This is a genomic window from Pseudoduganella umbonata (assembly GCF_014192225.1).
Taxonomy (GTDB): Bacteria; Pseudomonadota; Gammaproteobacteria; order Burkholderiales; family Burkholderiaceae_D; genus Rugamonas; species Rugamonas umbonata.
Genome location: NZ_JACHXS010000001.1, coordinates 589188 through 605815 on the forward strand (window position 1 = coordinate 589188; position 16628 = coordinate 605815).

The following is a 16628-nucleotide window of genomic DNA, read 5'->3' on the forward strand; positions in this document are numbered from 1 at the left end:
TTTATTAATAACAGGGGCGGGCATGAGAATACTTTCTAGCATAATGATAGCTGCAGCCGTATGTTGTGCACCGATTGCTAACGCTGCCCTGCAAGAGGTTTCTGTCACGACCAATATTGCTACCCTGCAGAAGGATGGCGTGGAAGTGGAATCGGTCCTGATTAACCAGTTTGACGGATACCAGCCCGTGGATTTGCTGGTCGTCGGACAAATCCACACAGGTACGCTGACGTATGGGTTCGCAGACCCATCGGCGGCGCTGGATTGGTATCAGCCTGACCCGGACATTCCCAGGTGGCAGGCGATGATCACGGAAGACAGTGTCGCGGCAAACATTCCCGAACTGGCTTCCTGGACTTCGCATCCCTGGTTCGAGAAATCTGCAGACGGAGTTAAAGTGCATCTCTATTTCCCGGGCGTGACAGGGGCTTACACCATCACCGGGTCGGCGGCGGCAGGAGCACTCGACGGGGTTACCACATGGCGAGGGGCACTGGATCGCCTGTTCCTGGAACCTGGGTTCAAGTTTGACTATATTTATGAGGGTTATGAAGAAGTCGAGGGCTATGCTTTTTCATTTACCGGCAATTTTATTCCTGAAATTGCCGCGCCTGTGCCGGAACCTGGTGCAGCCGCGATGACAATCGCCGGCCTGTTCGTAGTTGGAGCAGCGGCACGTCGCCGCAGGAAAATCCGCCAACGCGACATTTATTCCGTCGCAATGACCCTGGATAATCTGCAACGCGCATAATCGTGCGGGACACGAAGGTGGATTTCGCCACTTTCGTGCCACTCGACTGATTGCCGCGTTTGCCACGCTGCGCAATCCGAATCTCGATTCAATCCCGATTCCGATCCCGATCCCGATCCCGATTCCAGTTCAATCCCACACCAGCGGCGTATTGCCGGACCGTGAATCGGCACATGCCATGTACGCAGGAATGCTGCCCGCGCGCCGGGCTGATGCCACCCCTGCTACAGTTAGTATTCCTCCAACAAGCTGCATGGGTCATGGATACGCACCGACTTGCCGACAACATCAAGCACCTCGCCGGCTGGCTGCTGGTCACTTTCGCGGCGGCGGCGCTGGGCGCCTGGGCCTCGCAGGACGCGCCGCAGTTCTACGCGCAGCTGAGCAAGCCCGACTGGGCGCCTCCGGCCGGTGTGTTCGGTCCGGTGTGGACGGCGCTGTACCTGCTGATGGCCATCGCCGCGTTCCTGGTCTGGCGCATGCGCGGCTTCTCGACGGCGCCGCGCACGCTCTGGCTGTACCTGGTGCAGCTGGCCGCCAACGCCTTGTGGAGCTGGCTGTTCTTTGCCTGGCACCTGGGCGGCGCGGCGTTTGCCGAAGTGCTGCTGCTGTGGGCGCTGGTGCTGGCCACCACGGTGGCGTTCTGGAAGGCGCGCCGCATCGCCGGCGTGATGCTGCTGCCTTACCTGGTGTGGGTCACCTTCGCCGCCGGGCTCACGTTCGCCTGCTGGCAGCGCAATCCTCAACTGCTGGGCTGACCCCGGGGTCCAGGTCATCTCCGGCCCGCTGGACGGAAGCGCCACCGTTGTCTATGCTCCCCGCATTACATTGGAGAAGAGACATGAGCGGACCCCTGCAAGGAATCAAAGTGATTGAAATCGGCGCCCTGATCGCGGCGCCGTTCGCGGCCCGGCTGATGGCCGAGTTCGGCGCCGACGTGATCAAGATCGAGGCGCCCGGCGACGGCGATCCGATCCGCAAGTGGCGCAAGCTGCACAACGGCACGTCGCTGTGGTGGTACCTGCAGTCGCGCAACAAGCGCTCGATCGCGCTGAACCTGAAGAGCCCGGACGGCATCGCCATCGTCAAGCGCCTGCTCGAGGATGCCGACGTCCTCATTGAAAACATGAAGCCCGGCGCGCTGGAAAAGCTGGGCCTGGGCTGGGACGTGCTGCATGCGCTGAACCCGAAGCTGACGATGGTGCGCATATCCGGCTATGGCCAGACCGGCCCTTATAAAGACCGGCCGGGCTTCGGCGCGATCGGCGAGGCGATGGGCGGCATCCGCTATACCACCGGCGAGGCGGGCGGCGTGCCGGCCCGTGTCGGCGTCAGCCTGGGCGACTCGCTGGCGTCGCTGCACGCGGTGATGGGCGCGCTGATGTCGGTGCTGCGCGTGAAGACGGGGCAGGGCGACGGCCAGGTGGTCGACGTATCGCTCGTCGAGAGCGTGTTCAACCTGATGGAAAGCCTGGTGCCGGAATACGACCTGCTGGGCCACGTGCGCGAGCGCAGCGGCGGCGCGCTGCCGGGCATCGCGCCGTCGAACACCTATCCGACACGCGACGGCGCCTACGTCGTCATCGCCGGCAACAGCAATCCGATCTACAAGCGGCTGATGGCCGTGATCGGCCGGCCCGACCTGGCCGACGACCCCCGTTTCGCGCAGAACGACGGCCGTGCCGCGCAGGCCGCGCTGATCGATGCGGCGATCGCCGGATGGACGTCGTACCATCCGATCGAACACGTGCTGGCCGAACTGGAAGCGGCCGACGTGCCGGCCGGCCGCATCTACTCGGTGGCCGATATCGTCGCCGATCCGCACTACCAGGCACGCGGCATGATCCTGCGCCAGCGCCTGCCGGACGGCGTCGAGGTGGCCATGCCCGGCATCGTGCCGAAGCTGTCCGACACGCCGGGCGCGGTGCGCTGGCAAGGTCCGGTCCTGGGCGAGCATACCGATGCCGTGCTGGCGCAGCTGGGCATGACGGCGGCCGATATCGCCCGCTTGCGCGAGGGCGGCGCGGTGCAGTAGGAATAGTAGCGCCGGCAAACTGCCTGGTGTCGGACACCTTCAGGTGTCGGACACCGGTTTTACCTGCATAGATCGACGATGGCGGCGAAAACCGGTGTCCGACACCGAAGGACCGGTATCCGACACCAGGCCGCGGACTCCGCCAGCAGCAGCGAATGCCCCGATTTCAGTCGAGCAGCTCAGTCGAGCAGCTTAGTCGAGCAGCTTAGTCGAGTAAATTAAGAATCCCGTCCAGGCCGACGAAGTTCAGCGCCACCGTGGCCTGCTCGCGCACGACCGGCTTGGCGCGGAACGCCACCGACATGCCGGCGATGCCCATCATTTTCAGGTCGTTGGCGCCGTCGCCCATGACGATTGCCTGGCTCGGGTCGATGCCCAGCGTGGCGCAGACATGTTCGACGGTGGCGCGCTTGGCCTCGGCGTCGACGATATCGCCCAGCACCTTGCCGGTCAGCTTGCCGTCGACGATTTCCAGCTGGTTGGCACGCGTGAAATCCAGGCCGAGCAGGGGCTTCAGGCGGTCGGTGAAATACGTGAAACCGCCGGAGACCAGCAGCGTCTTCAGGCCGGCCGCCTGCACCGCTTTCAGCATGCGCTCGGCACCGGGCGAAAGGCGCAGCCGTTCCTCGAACACGCGCTGCAGCGCCGACGCGTCGAGTCCTTCGAGCAGCGCCACGCGGCGGCGCAGGCTTTCCGAAAAATCCAGCTCGCCGCGCATCGCGGCCTCGGTGATCGCCGCCACCTGGGGCTTCAGGCCCTGCATGTCGGCGATCTCGTCGATGCACTCGATCGTGATCAGCGTGGAGTCCATGTCCATCGCCACCAGCTTGTAGTCGGCCAGGTGCTGGGAGCCCATCATGTAGGTCGCGTCCAGCTCGGCCGCATGGGCGGCCACTTCGATCGTCTGCCGCAGCGCCGGAGAGAAAGCGATGCCTTCGCAGCGCAGCGCGTTGTCGGAAACGCGCGTGACGCGCTTCGGCGCCGTCAGCGCCGCGATGCGCTCGAGGCGCGGATGGCAGTCGTCCAGGCCCTGCAGGACGAGGTTCATGGTCATGTCTTGTACTTGATTCATCAGCTAATTCGTCAGGCAGTCAGTTGTTTGATGGCGGTCTTGATCTGTGCGACACGCGCTGCCAGGTCCGGCATGCTCGCGGTGATCTTCAGTTTGTCCTGCCCGTTCAGCTTGATGTGCCGGTGCTTCTGGATCAGGGTGATGATGCGCATCGGGTCGATGGGCGGCTGCGGCATGAATTGCAGGTTCGCTGCTTCTCCATGGGCGTCGATTTTAACAATTCCGACGGTCTTTGCGGCAATTCGCAGCCGGTGGGTCTCGACCAGCGCCTTGGTCGGTTCGGGCAGTTTGCCGAAGCGGTCGATCAGTTCTTCCTGCAGGCCGTCGATCGCTTCCTGCGATTCGCAGTTGGCCAAACGCTTGTAGATCGACAGGCGCTCGTGCACGTCGCCGCAGAAATCGGCCGGCAGCAGCGCCGGCACGTGCAGGTTGATCTCGGTGGTGGTGGCCAGCGGCGCCGCCAGGTCCGGCTCCTTGCCGGCCTTCAGCGCGCGCACCGCTTCGTTCAGCATGTCGGTATACAGCTGGAAGCCCACTTCGAGCATCTCGCCCGACTGGCTTTCGCCCAGTACTTCGCCGGCACCGCGGATTTCCAGGTCGTGCATGGCCAGGTAAAAACCGCTGCCCAGTTCTTCCATCTGCTGGATCGCGTCGAGCCGGCGCTGCGCCTGCTTCGACAGCGACTGCAGGTCGCTCACCAGCAGGTAGGCATAGGCCTGGTGGTGCGAACGGCCGACGCGGCCGCGCAGCTGGTGCAGCTGTGCCAGCCCGAATTTATCCGCGCGGTGCATGATGATGGTGTTCGCGGTCGGCACGTCGATGCCGGTCTCGATGATCGTCGTGCACAGCAAGATGTTGTAGCGCTGCGCCACGAAGTCGCGCATCACTTTTTCCAGGTCGCGCTCGTGCATCTGGCCGTGGGCGACGGCGATGCGCGCCTCGGGCACCAGTTCGGTCAGCTGCGCCAGGCGGTTCTGGATCGTCTCGACCTCGTTGTGCAGGAAGTACACCTGGCCGCCGCGCTTCAGTTCGCGCAGGATCGCTTCGCGGATGATCGAGCCGTCCTCGCTGCGCACGAAGGTCTTGATGGCGAGCCGCTTTTGCGGCGCGGTGGCGATCACGGAAAAGTCGCGCAGGCCTTCCAGCGCCATGCCCAGCGTGCGGGGAATCGGCGTGGCGGTCAGCGTCAGCACGTCCACTTCCGCGCGCAGCGACTTCAGTGCTTCCTTCTGGCGCACGCCGAAGCGGTGTTCCTCGTCGATGATGACCAGGCCCAGGCGGGTGAAGTTCACGTCGCTCGACAGCAGCTTGTGGGTGCCGATCACGATGTCGAGCGTGCCGTCGGCCATGCCCTTGATCGCGTTGGCGATTTCCTTGCCGGTGCGGAAGCGCGACATTTCCGCGATCTTGACGGGCCAGTCGGCGAAGCGGTCGGCGAACGTCTGCGCGTGCTGCTCGGCCAGCAGCGTGGTCGGCGCCAGGATCGCCACCTGCTTGCCGCCCATCACGGCGATGAAGGCGGCGCGCAGCGCCACTTCGGTCTTGCCGAAACCGACGTCGCCGCACACCAGCCGGTCCATCGGTTTGCCGGACGTCATGTCGCGGATCACGTTCAGGATGGCGGCCGCCTGGTCCGGCGTCTCGTCGAAGCCGAAGCTTTCGGCGAAGCGCTCGTAGTCGTGCGACGAGTATTCGAAGGCGTGGCCCTGGCGCGCGGCGCGCCGGGCATACAGGTTCAGCAGCTCGGCCGCCGTGTCGCGCACCTGCTCGGCGGCCTTGCGCTTGGCCTTGTCCCACTGGCCGGAACCCAGCGCATGCAGCGGCGCGTCTTCCGGCGCGCCGCCGGAATACCGCGAAATCACGTGCAGCTGCGAGACGGGCACGTACAGCTTGGTGTCCTTGGCGTATTCCAGGTGCAGGAATTCGGTCTCGCCTTCGCCCAGGTCCATGCTGACCAGGCCCATGTAGCGGCCGATGCCGTGGTTGATGTGCACCACCGGGTCGCCGATCTTCAGCTCCGACAGGTCGCGCACCATCGACTCGACCTGCGTGACGGCTTCCTGTTTTTTCTTGCCCACGCGCCGGCCCGAACCGGCATAGATCTCGGTCTCGGTGATGAACACCAGCGTTTCAGTGCCCGAATGCAGTTCGAAACCGGCCTGCAGCGGCGCCACGCCGAGCACCAGGCGATCGTGCGAGGCGAGGAAGCCGGCAAAGCCGTCGACCAGCGCCGGGTGCAGGTCGAACTCGGCGAAATACTGCTGCAGCGTTTCGCGCCGGCCCGCCGAATCGGCGCAGATCATCACGCGCAGGTCGGGGCGCATCGCGTAGGCGCGCAGGTTGATCAGCGGATCGTCCAGGTGGCGGTTGACGGCCACGTTCGGCACCGGTGCCGACAGTTCGGACGGCTCGCCATCGAGGCTCTTGCCGATCGTGAGGCGGGCATGCTGCTTCGCGCACGTGAAGAACGCTTCGTCGCGCAGGAAAATCGCTTCGGGCGGCAGGATCGGCCGTTCGCGGTCGGCCTTCAGGAATTTGTAGCGGCTCTCGGTGTCGCCCCAGAAGCGGCGGATCGCACCGTCGATGTCGCCCACCAGCGCCAGGGCGGCACCCTCGGGCAGATAGTCGAACAGCGTGGCCGTCTCTTCGAAGAACAGCGGCAGGTAGTATTCGATGCCGGCCGAGGCGATGCCGCTCTTGATGTCCTTGTAGACCACCGAGCGCGACGGATCGCCTTCGAACGTCTCGCGCCAGCGGCTGCGGAACGTGGTGCGCGCCGCTTCGTCCATCGGGAATTCACGGCCCGGCAGCAGCCGCACTTCGCCGACCGGATACAGCGAGCGCTGCGTGTCGGCGTCGAAGGTGCGGATCGTCTCGATCGTGTCGCCGAACAGGTCGAGCCGGTACGGCAGCGCGGAACCCATCGGGAACAGGTCGATCAGGCCGCCGCGCACCGAGTACTCGCCCGGCGACATCACCTGCGTCACGTGCGTGTAGCCGGCCAGCGTCAGCTGGGCTTTCAGCTTCGCCTCGTCGAGCGATTCGCCCTTCTTGAAGAAGAACGTGTAGGCCGCCAGGAACGACGGCGGCGCCATGCGCACCAGCGCCGTGGTGGCCGGCACCAGCATCACGTCGCACTGGCCGCTGCGGATCTCGTGCAGCGTGGCCAGGCGCTCCGATACCAGGTCCTGGTGCGGAGAAAAAGCGTCATAAGGCAGGGTTTCCCAGTCCGGCAGCAGGTGGCAGCGCAAGCCGGGCGCGAACCAGGGTATCTCGTCGAGCAGCCGCTGGCCGTCGCTGGCCGCGGCCACGATGACGGCCAGCATGCGGCCCTGTTCCTTCAGGTGCAGCGCCGCCTGGGCCAGCGCATGGGAGTCGGCGGAACCATACAGCGCGGGCAGCGCGAAGCGGTTGCCGGGTTTGGGGAAAGCTCGTGTAAAGTCGAAGGGCATGCGGCAGGAAGGCTAACGTGGCTGCTGACTGTAACTGCTGAGTGGAAGGATGCTGAAAGGCAAGGCAACATTATAGTCGAAGCACGCAGGTCCCGTCGCCCGTCAGGCGGCACTGGACAAGGCGCTCACAACCCTCGGGCAGCAGCGCGCCTCTCGCGCTGGTGCACCAGTGTGCGCGCGAATGCCACGGCATTCACGCTACAGTCGAACGATGGAGTCGAAAACGCAAATGGCAGGCCTGCAGCAACCCCTGGCGATCGTGCGATGGTGGCCGCAGCACTACACACTGGAATGGCAGGTCACGCCGCGCGCGTGGCGCGCGCGCGGCCCGGATGGCGCCCCGGCACTGGTCAAGGCCGGCGCCGTGCCTGCGGCGCTGTGCGGGCTGGAACATCCGAACCTGGCCCGCGTCCTGGAGCAGGGCACCTGCTGGCATGCGCTGGCATGGATCGACGGTCCTGCGATGTCCGAACCGATGGACGGGCCGGTGGCGCCGGCCACCTTGCTGGCGTGGATGGACGGTCTCCTCGCGGGCCTGGAGGCGCTGCACCAGCGCGGCCTGGTCCATCGGGACATCAAACCCGCCAACGTGCTGCTGGCCGGCGGCACGCCCGTCATCGCCGACTTCGGCCTGGTTTGCCATGCCGGCCCGTGTGCCGTGCGGGGCACCCCGGCCAGCACCCCGCCGGAACAGTGGCGGGGCCGCGTCGATGCACGCGCCGACCTGTTCGCCGCCGGCGTCCTGTTGTATCGCCTCCTGTCCGGCACGCACCCCTTCGCCGGAACGCCGTTCGAAGCGATGGCCGCCATCGTGGCCGGCCGCTGGCCGCTGCTGCCGGGATGGGAGGCAGTGCTGGACGCAGCGCTGGCGCCCGAACCCGCACGACGCGTCGCCGACGCTGCCGCCTTCCGGACCATGCTGTCGACACGAAAGCAGCCCTGATGTCCAGGCAGGCTGCTCTCGGGTTGAACAGTCTGCTACCCGTCATCGAAGGCCACCAGCCATCGCGTGGCGGGTGCTTTCCGGCGCATGGCCGGCGCGATCTGCCGCTGCTGGCCGGCAGCGCAGGATTGCTATATCCTGACCTGTCTTCTGACCTATCATCAACGGTGTCGAACTGGGGAAACATGAACAGGAAAACAGTCTTGAAGCTGTCGGTGCGCGGCATGCTTGCTGCCATCGCCATGATGTCGCTGCCGGTCCAGGCGCAGGTTCCCGCGGCCGGCATCGAGGCCACGCAGGTCGCGGTCGGCGACAAGCCGTACCAGATACAGGCCGCGATCGCCGGCAGCGGGAAGTACACCGTGATTTTCGAATCCGGCTTCGGCAGCGACCTGCGCGCCTGGCGCAAGGTGGCGCCGCAGGTGGCCGCCACGGCGCGGGTGCTGACCTATTCGCGTGCCGGCCACGGCGCATCCGATGCCCGGCCGGAGCCCCGCACGATCGCCCAGAACACGGCCGAACTGGAGCAGCTGATCGCCGCCGCGCGGCTGGCGCCGCCGTTCATCCTGGTCGGCCATTCCTACGGCGCGCTGCTGGTGCGTTCGTTTGCGGCGCGGCACCCGGGCCAGGTGGCCGGCATGGTCCTGGTCGACCCGAGCGACGAACGTTTCAGTCCCGCCTTGCGCAAGCTCGATGCCGCGCGTACCGCCGAGGACGACAGCAAGTTCGCGTCCATCGTGCCGCCCAAGTTCAAGCCCGAGCTCGCGCTGCTGCAGCCGGTTCTCGACAGCGGCGTACTGCCGCTGGCAGGCAAGGTGCCGGACGTCCCGGTCGTCGTGCTGACATCGGTGCAGCAAGCCGGGAAGGCCGAATTCTTCCTGGAGACGCAGGAAGCGGTGGCGATCAAGCGGGACCTGCACGCCGACTTCGCCAGGCAGTTTACCAACGGCTGGCAGGTCGTGACGGCAAAGAGCGGGCACGGCATCCAGATGGAAGAGCCGGAACTGGTGATCGATGCGGTGAAGAAGGTCATCGATGCGGCCGACAAGGGCCACGGCGCCGCGGGTACCGGCGGCATCTGACGCAGCACGGTAGCCGCGGCCGTACGGCTACCAGTACGATGCCCCGAACTGCAGTGCCAGGTGCTCCACCAGCAGCCGTGCGCCGGCGGTCTGCGTGCCGTGCCACACGGCCTGCACGGGCTGCGGCGGCGGTTCGAAATCGTGCAGCATCAGCTGCACGCGTCTTTCGTCGAGCAGCCGCCGCACCTGCCACAACGCGGCCATCCCGGCGCCGAGGCCTTGCGCCACCGCTTCGTTGCAGGTGGCCGCGTCGTTGGCACGGAAGGCGCCGGCCACCCTGACACGCCGCGCGGTACCGTCCACCTGCCAGGGCCACTGGCCCCGCTCGGGGCCGATCGTGCGGATCACGCACGGAAGCCGTGCCAGTGCTTCAGGCGAAGCCGGTGTGCCGTGCCGTTGCAGCCAGTCGGGAGAGGCGAAAAAAACCCGCCGCAGCCGCGCCAGCGGGCGGGCGCGCAGCGAGGAATCGGACAGTTCGCCGACGCGCACGGCCAGGTCGAGCTTTTCCTTCAGCAGGTCGGCGTGCCGGTCGCCGACGACCAGTTCGACGTGCAGTTCCGGCCAGCGTTGCATGAAGCGCGCCAGCATCGGCGCGAGGTGGCTGGCGCCCAGCAGCGCCGGCGCGGCAACCCGCAAGGTACCCGCCACGTGCTGCGCTTCGCTGCGGACGTCGGCGCGGGCGGCATCGATGTCGGCCAGCGCGGGGCGCAGCCGGTCGGCGAACGCGGCGCCGGCCGGCGTGGCCTGCAGGCTGCGCGTGGTGCGGCGAATCAGCTGGGTGCCCATTTCTTCTTCCAGCCGCGCCAGCATCCTGCTGACCGATTGCAGCGAACGGCCATGGGCGCGCGCCGCCGCCGTCAGCGAGCCGGCATCGACGATCGTCACGAAGACCTTGTAGTCATCCAGTTGGTTCATCGGACCTATTCTATTGCCAGGCGAGAGAGTCTGTCATCCCCGGCGAGTATTGTTCCAGCGATGGCCAGAGTCTATGCTGTCGGCATCGAAACCTGGAAACGGAGAACGCATGGAACGCAGGATTTTTCACGTGGACGCATTTACCCGCACGGCCGGCAAGGGCAACGCGGCCGGCGTGGTGCTTGATGCGGATGGCATGAGCGAGGAGGAGATGCTGCGCATTGCCGCGGCACTGGGCTACTCGGAAACGGCGTTCGTATTGAAGCCGGCCGACGCCGGCCATGACGTGCACGTGCGCTTCTTCACCCCGACGGTCGAGGTTCCCGTGTGCGGCCATGCGACGGTCGCGGCGCATTACGTACGCGCGGCCACGCAAGGCCTCGAGGGCAGCTTCGTGCAGAAGACGGGCGCCGGGCTGCAGCGCATCACGGCGTCGCGGCACGGCGGCGACTGGCGCGTCGCGATCCGGCAGGGTGCGCCCACGTTCGGCGACCCGGTAGCGCCGGCGCTGCGGCCGCGGATAGCGGCGGCGCTCGGCATCCGGCCCGACGATATCGCGGCGGGACTGCCGGTGCAGGTGGTCTCGACCGGCCACTCGAAGGTTCTGGTGCCGCTGGCCGACGTGCAGGTACTGGACCGGCTGCTGCCCGATCCCGCGGCACTGGTGGCGCTCGGCGCCGAAGTCGGCAGCAAGGGCTGGTTCCCCTTTGCCGTGGGCCAGCGCTGCACGGAAGGGCGCATGTTCGCGCCGGCGATCGGCGTGGCGGAAGATCCGGTTACCGGCAATGCCAACGGCCCGCTGGGTGCCTACCTGGTACGCCATGGGTTGATGGCGCACGACAGTGAACGGCTGGCGTTCGAAGGCCACCAGGGCCGTGCACTGGGGCGCGACGGCGTTGTCCACGTCGATGTGGAAATCGCTGCCGGCGAGCCGGCGGTGGTCACGATCGCCGGCGACGCGGTGATCAGGCGCGACAGCGCAGCAGCAGCGCAGTGATATTGTCGCGGCCGCCATCGCGCCGGGCCAGGTCGACCAGCGCGGCGCAGCAGGCATCGAGGTTGTCGTCGCGGGCGTCGGCCAGGATCGCCGCGATGGCCGCCGGATCCGAGTCGCCGTACAGGCCATCGCTGCACAGCAGGTAGACGTCGCCCGGAGCCACCGCCCGCGTCAGCAGCTCCGGACGAACGGTCGCGGTCGGGCCCAGCGCCTGCAGCAGCAGGTTGCGCGGCGGCAGCGGCTCGGGCGCGCCCAGGTCGAGCGCCTGCTGGTACAGCGTCTGGTCGCGCGTCAGTTGCCGCAGCGCGCCGCCACGCCAGCAGTACAGGCGGCTGTCGCCGACGTGGAAGATGAACACGGGGCCGTGCGGCGCGGGCTGCCACATGCCCGTCAGGGTCGTGCCCATGCCCATGCCGTCGGCCTGGTGGCGCGCCACGTTTGCCGCATACAGTCGCGCATTGGCAAATTCCACCGCGTCGTGCAGCGTGATCATGGCTTTCATCGTGGCGTCGGTCCACGTCGCGTCCGGGTCGGTCGAAGAAGGATCGAACGCGCTGGCGCGGAAAACGGGTATGGTGGTGTCGCCATCGGCGCCGAGGACCGGACCTTGCCCGCGCGCGGCGGCGATGAAGCCGCACAGCTGTTCGATGGCTTCGGCACTGGCGATTTCGCCGCCCGCGTGGCCGCCCATGCCGTCCGCCACGGCCAGCAGGCCCAGTTCGGGGGAGATATGGAAATTGTCCTGGTTCGCGGTGCGTACGATGCCCACGTCGGTGATGCCGAACGCCACGCCGAGGTCCAGCGTGTGGTATTGCGATGGCGATAACTGCTTCCAGCTGCCCAAGGTATCTCCCGCGGTAATGATGCGGCCATGTTGCCAGGGCCCAGGGACCGCATGCTAGCATGCGCGCCCGTGGTTGAGACAGCACCGCAGTTGAGACAGCACTCCGGCCCCGTACCCGCAGCGCCACTGCGGATCAGCCGGTCATTGCCGGCCGCCTCCAGCGCACATCAATTGACGTAGGGCGATGGCTGCGGCTCCGGTGGGACTGGAGCCTGCACCGGCGCCGGCTCGCTGCCGTCGTCGGGCATGGCCGGCGCCGCACCGTCGAGCGTTGCGGGATCGATATCGATCGTGCGCACTGCCGGGTCGCCGGCATACTCCTCGAGCACCCAGTCGTCGTTCATCTGGACCACGCCTTCCGGCACCGGGCGTTCGACGATCGGCCGGCCGGCCAGCGCGCTGCGCATGTAGTCGATCCAGATCGGCAGCGCCAGCGTGGAACCGAACTCGCGGCCGCCCAGCGACTTCGGTTCGTCGTAACCCATCCACGCCACCGCCACGATGCCGCCGCCATAGCCGCCGAACCAGCCGTCGAAGGCGTCGCTGGTGGTGCCGGTCTTGCCGGCGATGTCCGGCCGGCCGATGCGCTGCACCGCCGCCGCGCCGGTGCCGGTGCGCGCCACCTCGTGGAGCATGCTGTCCATCAGGAAGGCGTTGCGCGGATCGAGCACGCGCGCCGATTCCTCGGGCCGGGCGGTGCGCTGCATGACGCGCAGCACCTTGCCGCTGGCATCCTCGATGCTGGCCACCAGGTAGGGCCGGATGCGGTAGCCGCCGTTCGCGAATACCGCGTAGGCGCCGGCCATCTGCTCCGGCGTCACGGCACCGGTGCCGAGCGCCATCGTCAGGTTTTGCGGATGTTTCGACAGGTCGAGGCCGAAGCGGCCCAGGAATGCATGCGCATACGGCACCGAGATGGCACGCAGGATGCGCACCGAAGGCACGTTCTTCGACTTGGCCAGCGAGATGCGCATCGAGATCGGTCCGTCGAACACGAAGTCGTCGTTCTGCGGGCGCCAGGGCTCGCCGTTGGCGCCGCCCGGCAGTTCGAGCGGCACGTCGTCGATCAGCGTGGCCGGGCCATAGCCCTTTTCGACGGCCGCCGAGTAGACGAACGGCTTGATCGCGGAACCGGGCTGGCGCCACGCCTGCGTGACGTGGTTGAGCTTCTGCACGCTGTAGTCGAAGCCGCCGACCATGGCGCGGTAGGCGCCGGTCAGCGGATCCATCGACGCGAACGCCGCCGCCACCTTCGGTACCTGCGTGATGGCCCAGCCTTTCTTGCCGGCGCGGCTGACGCGGATCACGGCGCCCGGCCGGATCCGCACGCCATCCTTCGCCTTCGGCGACAGCGCGGCGGCGGCCAGCTTCAGGCCATCGCCGGTGATCGTCACGTCCGTGCCGTCCGCCAGCTCGGCGCGCACTTCGCGCGGGCCGGCGGCCAGGACCACGGCGGCAATCAGGCCGTCGGTGACGGGCTGCCGGGCCAGTGCCCGATCGATCTCTTCTTCGCGCTCGGCTTCGTCCTCCGGCAGCGCGATGAAGGCTTCGGGCCCCCGATAGCCGTGGCGCTGGTCATAGGCGATGACGTTGCGCCGCACCGCCTGGTAGGCGGCTTCCTGGTCGGCGGCCACGATGGTTGTGCGCACCACGATGCCGCGTGTATAGGCGGCTTCCTGGAACTCGGTGAACGCGGCCTGGCGGGCCAGTTCGGCCACGTACTCGGCATGGACGGCGAAGTCCTGTCCCTTGCTGCTCACGCGCAGCGTCTCGGCACGCGCCTTCCGGTACTGCGCATCGGTGATGTAGCCCACGGCGAGCAGCCGGCGCAGCACCACCTGCTGGCGCAGCTTGGCGCGCTTGAAGTTGGTGATCGGGTTGTGGCGCGCGGGATTCTTCGGCAACCCGGCCAGCATCGCGATCTCGGCGATCGACAGCGCGCTCAGCGGCTTGTCGAAGTAGGTCTGCGCGGCCGCGCCGAAGCCGAACGTGCGCTGGCCCAGGTAGATCTGGTTCATGTACAGCTCGAGGATCTGGTCTTTCGTCAGCGCGTCCTCGATCTTGAAGGCCAGCATCACTTCGTTGAGCTTGCGGGAAATGACCTTTTCGCGCGTCAGGTAGAAGTTGCGCGCGACCTGCATCGAGATCGTCGAGCCGCCCTGGCGGAAGCTGCCCGACAGGTTGGCCAGGACGGAGCCGGGCACGCGCAGCCAGTCGACTCCGCCGTGCTCGTAGAAGCGGGTGTCCTCGATGGCCAGCACGGCCTTCTTCATCATGGCCGGCATCTGCTGCACCGGCACGAAGTCGCGGTGTTCCTCGCCGAACTCGCCGATCAGCACCTTGTCCGCGGTGTACACGCGCAGCGGGATCTTCGGTTTGTAATCGATGACGGCGTCGAGTTCGGGCAGCCGGGGACGCACGACAAGGAACAGGTAGCCCAGCAGGGCGATGCCGGCGAGGAGGGCGGCAATGGCGGCGGCGGCGACACCGATGATGGCGTTGCGGCGGTTCAGCCAGGAAGGGAGATTGCTCAAGAGTTGGGTTTCCTCGGTTGCGGTGAGACAAATGCGCCGGCCATTATAGACCAGCGAATATGCGGCGCCGACAGTCGCTTCGGCGCCACATCCGGCACCTGAATTTGCGCTGCCGCCCTTGAAAACCGCGTCGCTGTAACGAGCTAATCCACATGCTCAAATCGAAACTTCACTGGAAGCGGCCGCTGTTCTACCTGCTGCTGCCCGTTTTGCTGGTGATGGTATTCCTGGGTTTTCCGCTGCCGCTTGCGCCACCGCCGGCCCTCAAGCCGGCGCAGGAGCAGTCGGAAACGGTCAAGAAGCGAGAGGTGAAGTGACATGGGGCGCGGCCAGACGTGATGCGCTGGCGCACGATACTTGCTCAACCCATGTAACTATCGTATCTTCATAGAAATTAATCAGCCGGGGATCCGATGGCAGCGGCAAGGCAGGACGTCGATTGCGACGTGTTGGTGGTAGGGGGCGGCATCAATGGCGCCGGCATTGCCCGCGACGTGGCGGGGCGCGGCCTGTGCGTGGCACTGTGCGAGCGCGACGACCTGGCCGCGCATACGTCGTCCGCTTCCACCAAGCTGATTCACGGCGGCCTGCGCTATCTCGAGCATTACGAGTTCGGCCTGGTGCGCAAGGCGCTGGCCGAACGCGAGGTGTTGCTGCGCGCGGCGCCGCACGTGATCCGGCCGATGCGCTTCGTGATGCCGCACACCGGGCAGCGTTCCGCGGCGCTGCTTCGCGCCGGCCTGTTCCTGTACGACCGGCTGGCGCGGCGCGAGCTGCTGCCGGCTTCGGAAAGCGTGCAGCTGGCTTGCCACCCGGCCGGCCGGGCACTGAACCCGGCGCTTGGCCAGGCATTCGTGTACTCGGATGGCTGGGTCGACGACGCAAGGCTGGTGGTGCTGAACGCGGTCGACGCGGCGCATAAAGGGGCGTGCGTCCTGACGCGCACGGCATGCACCGAAGCGCGCCGCGAGAACGGCGCGTGGCGCGTCACCCTGCGCAAGCCGGACGGCACGTTCAAGCAGATCGCGGTGCGCGCCATCGTCAACGCGGCCGGACCCTGGGCCGCCGCTTTCCTCGACGTGGCGCTGGGCCGGCCCGAGGCGGCGCAGGCAAGGACGCGGCTGCGGCTCGTCAAGGGCAGCCACATCGTGGTGCGCCGCCTGTTCGCGCACGACGACGCGTACCTGTTCCAGCACGAGGACGGCCGCATCGTCTTCGCCATTCCCTACGAGCGCGATTTCACGCTGATCGGCACCACCGACGTCGAGTACGCGGGCGACCCGGCAAAGGTGGCGATCGACGCCGACGAGATCCGCTACCTGTGCGGCGTGGCCAGCCACTATTTCAGGGAGCCCGTGGTTCCGGCGGATGTGGTGTGGAGCTATGCCGGCGTGCGCCCGCTGCTCGACGATGCATCCGCCCGTGCCAGCGCGGTCACGCGCGACTACCGCCTGCAGGTCGATGGCGGCGGGCCGTCCGGCGAGGCGCCGCTGCTGACCGTCTTCGGCGGCAAGCTGACCACCTACCGCAAGCTGGCCGAGGAGACCACGGACCTGCTCTGCAAGGCGCTCGGTCACCGGAGCGGGGCGTGGACGGCCGGCGCCTGCCTGCCGGGCGGCGACCTGTTCGGCGCCACGCCGCAAAGCCGTTCGGTGCTGGAATTCGATGGCTGGCGCTCGCGGGTGCAGGTGCAGTACCACTGGCTCGACTGCGCACTGATCGGCCGCTATGCACGGGCTTACGGCACCCGCATCCATACGTTGCTGCAGGGGCGGTCGTCAATGGCGGACATGGGGGGCGAGGTGCTGCCCGGCCTGTTCGAGGCGGAACTGGATTACCTGCGGCGGCACGAATGGGCGATGACGCCCGAGGATATCCTGTGGCGGCGCACGAAGCTCGGGCTGCATTTGCCGGCCGGCGCCGCGGCGCAGCTGGATGCGTGGCTTATGGAACATCCGCTGCAGGTGGCGGGCAAGTAAAAACGGCGCCCCGCGGGGCGCCGT

13 protein-coding genes are annotated in these 16628 nt (G+C 67.0%); 8 read left to right on the forward strand and 5 right to left on the reverse strand.

What is annotated here, in order from left to right; all coding sequences use genetic code 11:
* Positions 1 to 22: 22 nt before the first annotated feature.
* From FHS02_RS02420 to FHS02_RS02430, 3 genes are all read left to right on the forward strand, one after another.
* Complete coding sequence (locus FHS02_RS02420) at positions 23 to 751, forward strand: PEP-CTERM sorting domain-containing protein (protein ID WP_175424703.1); 729 nt, start codon at positions 23 to 25, stop codon at positions 749 to 751.
* Positions 752 to 1011: 260 nt separating this feature from the next.
* A complete protein-coding gene (locus FHS02_RS02425; protein ID WP_137312637.1) occupies positions 1012 to 1509 on the forward strand; it encodes a TspO/MBR family protein in 498 nt (165 codons plus the stop codon).
* An 83-nt stretch (positions 1510 to 1592) separates the two neighbouring features.
* The gene (locus tag FHS02_RS02430; protein WP_137312638.1) at positions 1593 to 2786 is read left to right on the forward strand and encodes a CaiB/BaiF CoA transferase family protein; all 1194 of its coding nucleotides are present in this window, start codon (positions 1593 to 1595) and stop codon (positions 2784 to 2786) included.
* Between the two features lie 205 nt (positions 2787 to 2991).
* Here FHS02_RS02430 and serB read toward each other — a convergent pair whose 3' ends face one another.
* On the reverse strand, positions 2992 to 3834 hold the full coding sequence (serB, locus tag FHS02_RS02435) for a phosphoserine phosphatase SerB (protein WP_137317265.1): 843 nt from the start codon (positions 3832 to 3834) through the stop codon (positions 2992 to 2994).
* 35 nt (positions 3835 to 3869) lie between these two features.
* Positions 3870 to 7310 carry a transcription-repair coupling factor gene (mfd, locus tag FHS02_RS02440; protein ID WP_137312639.1) on the reverse strand — a complete coding sequence of 1147 codons (3441 nt, stop codon included), beginning with the start codon at positions 7308 to 7310 and terminating at the stop codon, positions 3870 to 3872.
* Positions 7311 to 7539: 229 nt separating this feature from the next.
* Here mfd and FHS02_RS02445 point away from each other — a divergent pair, with 229 nt between their 5' ends.
* Both FHS02_RS02445 and FHS02_RS02450 read left to right on the forward strand, forming a co-directional pair.
* Positions 7540 to 8253, forward strand: a complete 714-nt coding sequence (locus tag FHS02_RS02445) for a serine/threonine-protein kinase (RefSeq protein ID WP_175424704.1) — start codon at positions 7540 to 7542, stop codon at positions 8251 to 8253.
* A 185-nt stretch (positions 8254 to 8438) separates the two neighbouring features.
* Positions 8439 to 9335: an alpha/beta fold hydrolase gene (locus FHS02_RS02450; RefSeq protein ID WP_175424705.1), complete on the forward strand. Its 897-nt coding sequence runs from the start codon at positions 8439 to 8441 to the stop codon at positions 9333 to 9335.
* 27 nt (positions 9336 to 9362) lie between these two features.
* Here FHS02_RS02450 and FHS02_RS02455 read toward each other — a convergent pair whose 3' ends face one another.
* Positions 9363 to 10250 carry a LysR family transcriptional regulator gene (locus tag FHS02_RS02455; protein ID WP_137312642.1) on the reverse strand — a complete coding sequence of 296 codons (888 nt, stop codon included), beginning with the start codon at positions 10248 to 10250 and terminating at the stop codon, positions 9363 to 9365.
* Between the two features lie 109 nt (positions 10251 to 10359).
* Between FHS02_RS02455 and FHS02_RS02460 the strand changes: the two genes are divergently transcribed.
* On the forward strand, positions 10360 to 11247 hold the full coding sequence (locus FHS02_RS02460; RefSeq protein WP_137312643.1) for a PhzF family phenazine biosynthesis isomerase: 888 nt from the start codon (positions 10360 to 10362) through the stop codon (positions 11245 to 11247).
* Here FHS02_RS02460 and FHS02_RS02465 read toward each other — a convergent pair.
* Together FHS02_RS02465 and FHS02_RS02470 are read right to left on the reverse strand one after the other, a co-directional pair.
* Complete coding sequence (locus tag FHS02_RS02465) at positions 11216 to 12091, reverse strand: PP2C family protein-serine/threonine phosphatase (RefSeq protein ID WP_175424706.1); 876 nt, start codon at positions 12089 to 12091, stop codon at positions 11216 to 11218. The genes FHS02_RS02460 and FHS02_RS02465 overlap by 32 nt on opposite strands.
* 167 nt (positions 12092 to 12258) lie before the next feature.
* Entirely contained in the window at positions 12259 to 14625 is a 2367-nt protein-coding gene (locus FHS02_RS02470; RefSeq protein ID WP_137312644.1) for a penicillin-binding protein 1A, read from the reverse strand.
* A gap of 152 nt (positions 14626 to 14777) precedes the next feature.
* On the opposite strand from FHS02_RS02470, the gene FHS02_RS02475 reads away from it, so the two are divergent.
* Together FHS02_RS02475 and glpD are read left to right on the forward strand one after the other, a co-directional pair.
* Positions 14778 to 14942: a hypothetical protein gene (locus FHS02_RS02475; RefSeq protein WP_175424707.1), complete on the forward strand. Its 165-nt coding sequence runs from the start codon at positions 14778 to 14780 to the stop codon at positions 14940 to 14942.
* Between the two features lie 96 nt (positions 14943 to 15038).
* Complete coding sequence (gene glpD / locus FHS02_RS02480; RefSeq protein ID WP_137312645.1) at positions 15039 to 16604, forward strand: glycerol-3-phosphate dehydrogenase; 1566 nt, start codon at positions 15039 to 15041, stop codon at positions 16602 to 16604.
* Positions 16605 to 16628 lie beyond the last annotated feature (24 nt).

What these genes read in the sequence shown, in the direction of transcription:
- FHS02_RS02420 (WP_175424703.1), top strand. Translation starts at nt 23, where the DNA reads ATGAGAATACTTTCTAGCATAATGATAGCTGCAGCCGTATGTTGTGCA.
- FHS02_RS02425 (WP_137312637.1), top strand. Translation starts at nt 1,012, where the DNA reads ATGGATACGCACCGACTTGCCGACAACATCAAGCACCTCGCCGGCTGG.
- FHS02_RS02430 (WP_137312638.1), top strand. Translation starts at nt 1,593, where the DNA reads ATGAGCGGACCCCTGCAAGGAATCAAAGTGATTGAAATCGGCGCCCTG.
- serB (WP_137317265.1), bottom strand. Translation starts at nt 3,834, where the DNA reads ATGAACCTCGTCCTGCAGGGCCTGGACGACTGCCATCCGCGCCTCGAG.
- mfd (WP_137312639.1), bottom strand. Translation starts at nt 7,310, where the DNA reads ATGCCCTTCGACTTTACACGAGCTTTCCCCAAACCCGGCAACCGCTTC.
- FHS02_RS02445 (WP_175424704.1), top strand. Translation starts at nt 7,540, where the DNA reads ATGGCAGGCCTGCAGCAACCCCTGGCGATCGTGCGATGGTGGCCGCAG.
- FHS02_RS02450 (WP_175424705.1), top strand. Translation starts at nt 8,439, where the DNA reads ATGAACAGGAAAACAGTCTTGAAGCTGTCGGTGCGCGGCATGCTTGCT.
- FHS02_RS02455 (WP_137312642.1), bottom strand. Translation starts at nt 10,250, where the DNA reads ATGAACCAACTGGATGACTACAAGGTCTTCGTGACGATCGTCGATGCC.
- FHS02_RS02460 (WP_137312643.1), top strand. Translation starts at nt 10,360, where the DNA reads ATGGAACGCAGGATTTTTCACGTGGACGCATTTACCCGCACGGCCGGC.
- FHS02_RS02475 (WP_175424707.1), top strand. Translation starts at nt 14,778, where the DNA reads ATGCTCAAATCGAAACTTCACTGGAAGCGGCCGCTGTTCTACCTGCTG.
- glpD (WP_137312645.1), top strand. Translation starts at nt 15,039, where the DNA reads ATGGCAGCGGCAAGGCAGGACGTCGATTGCGACGTGTTGGTGGTAGGG.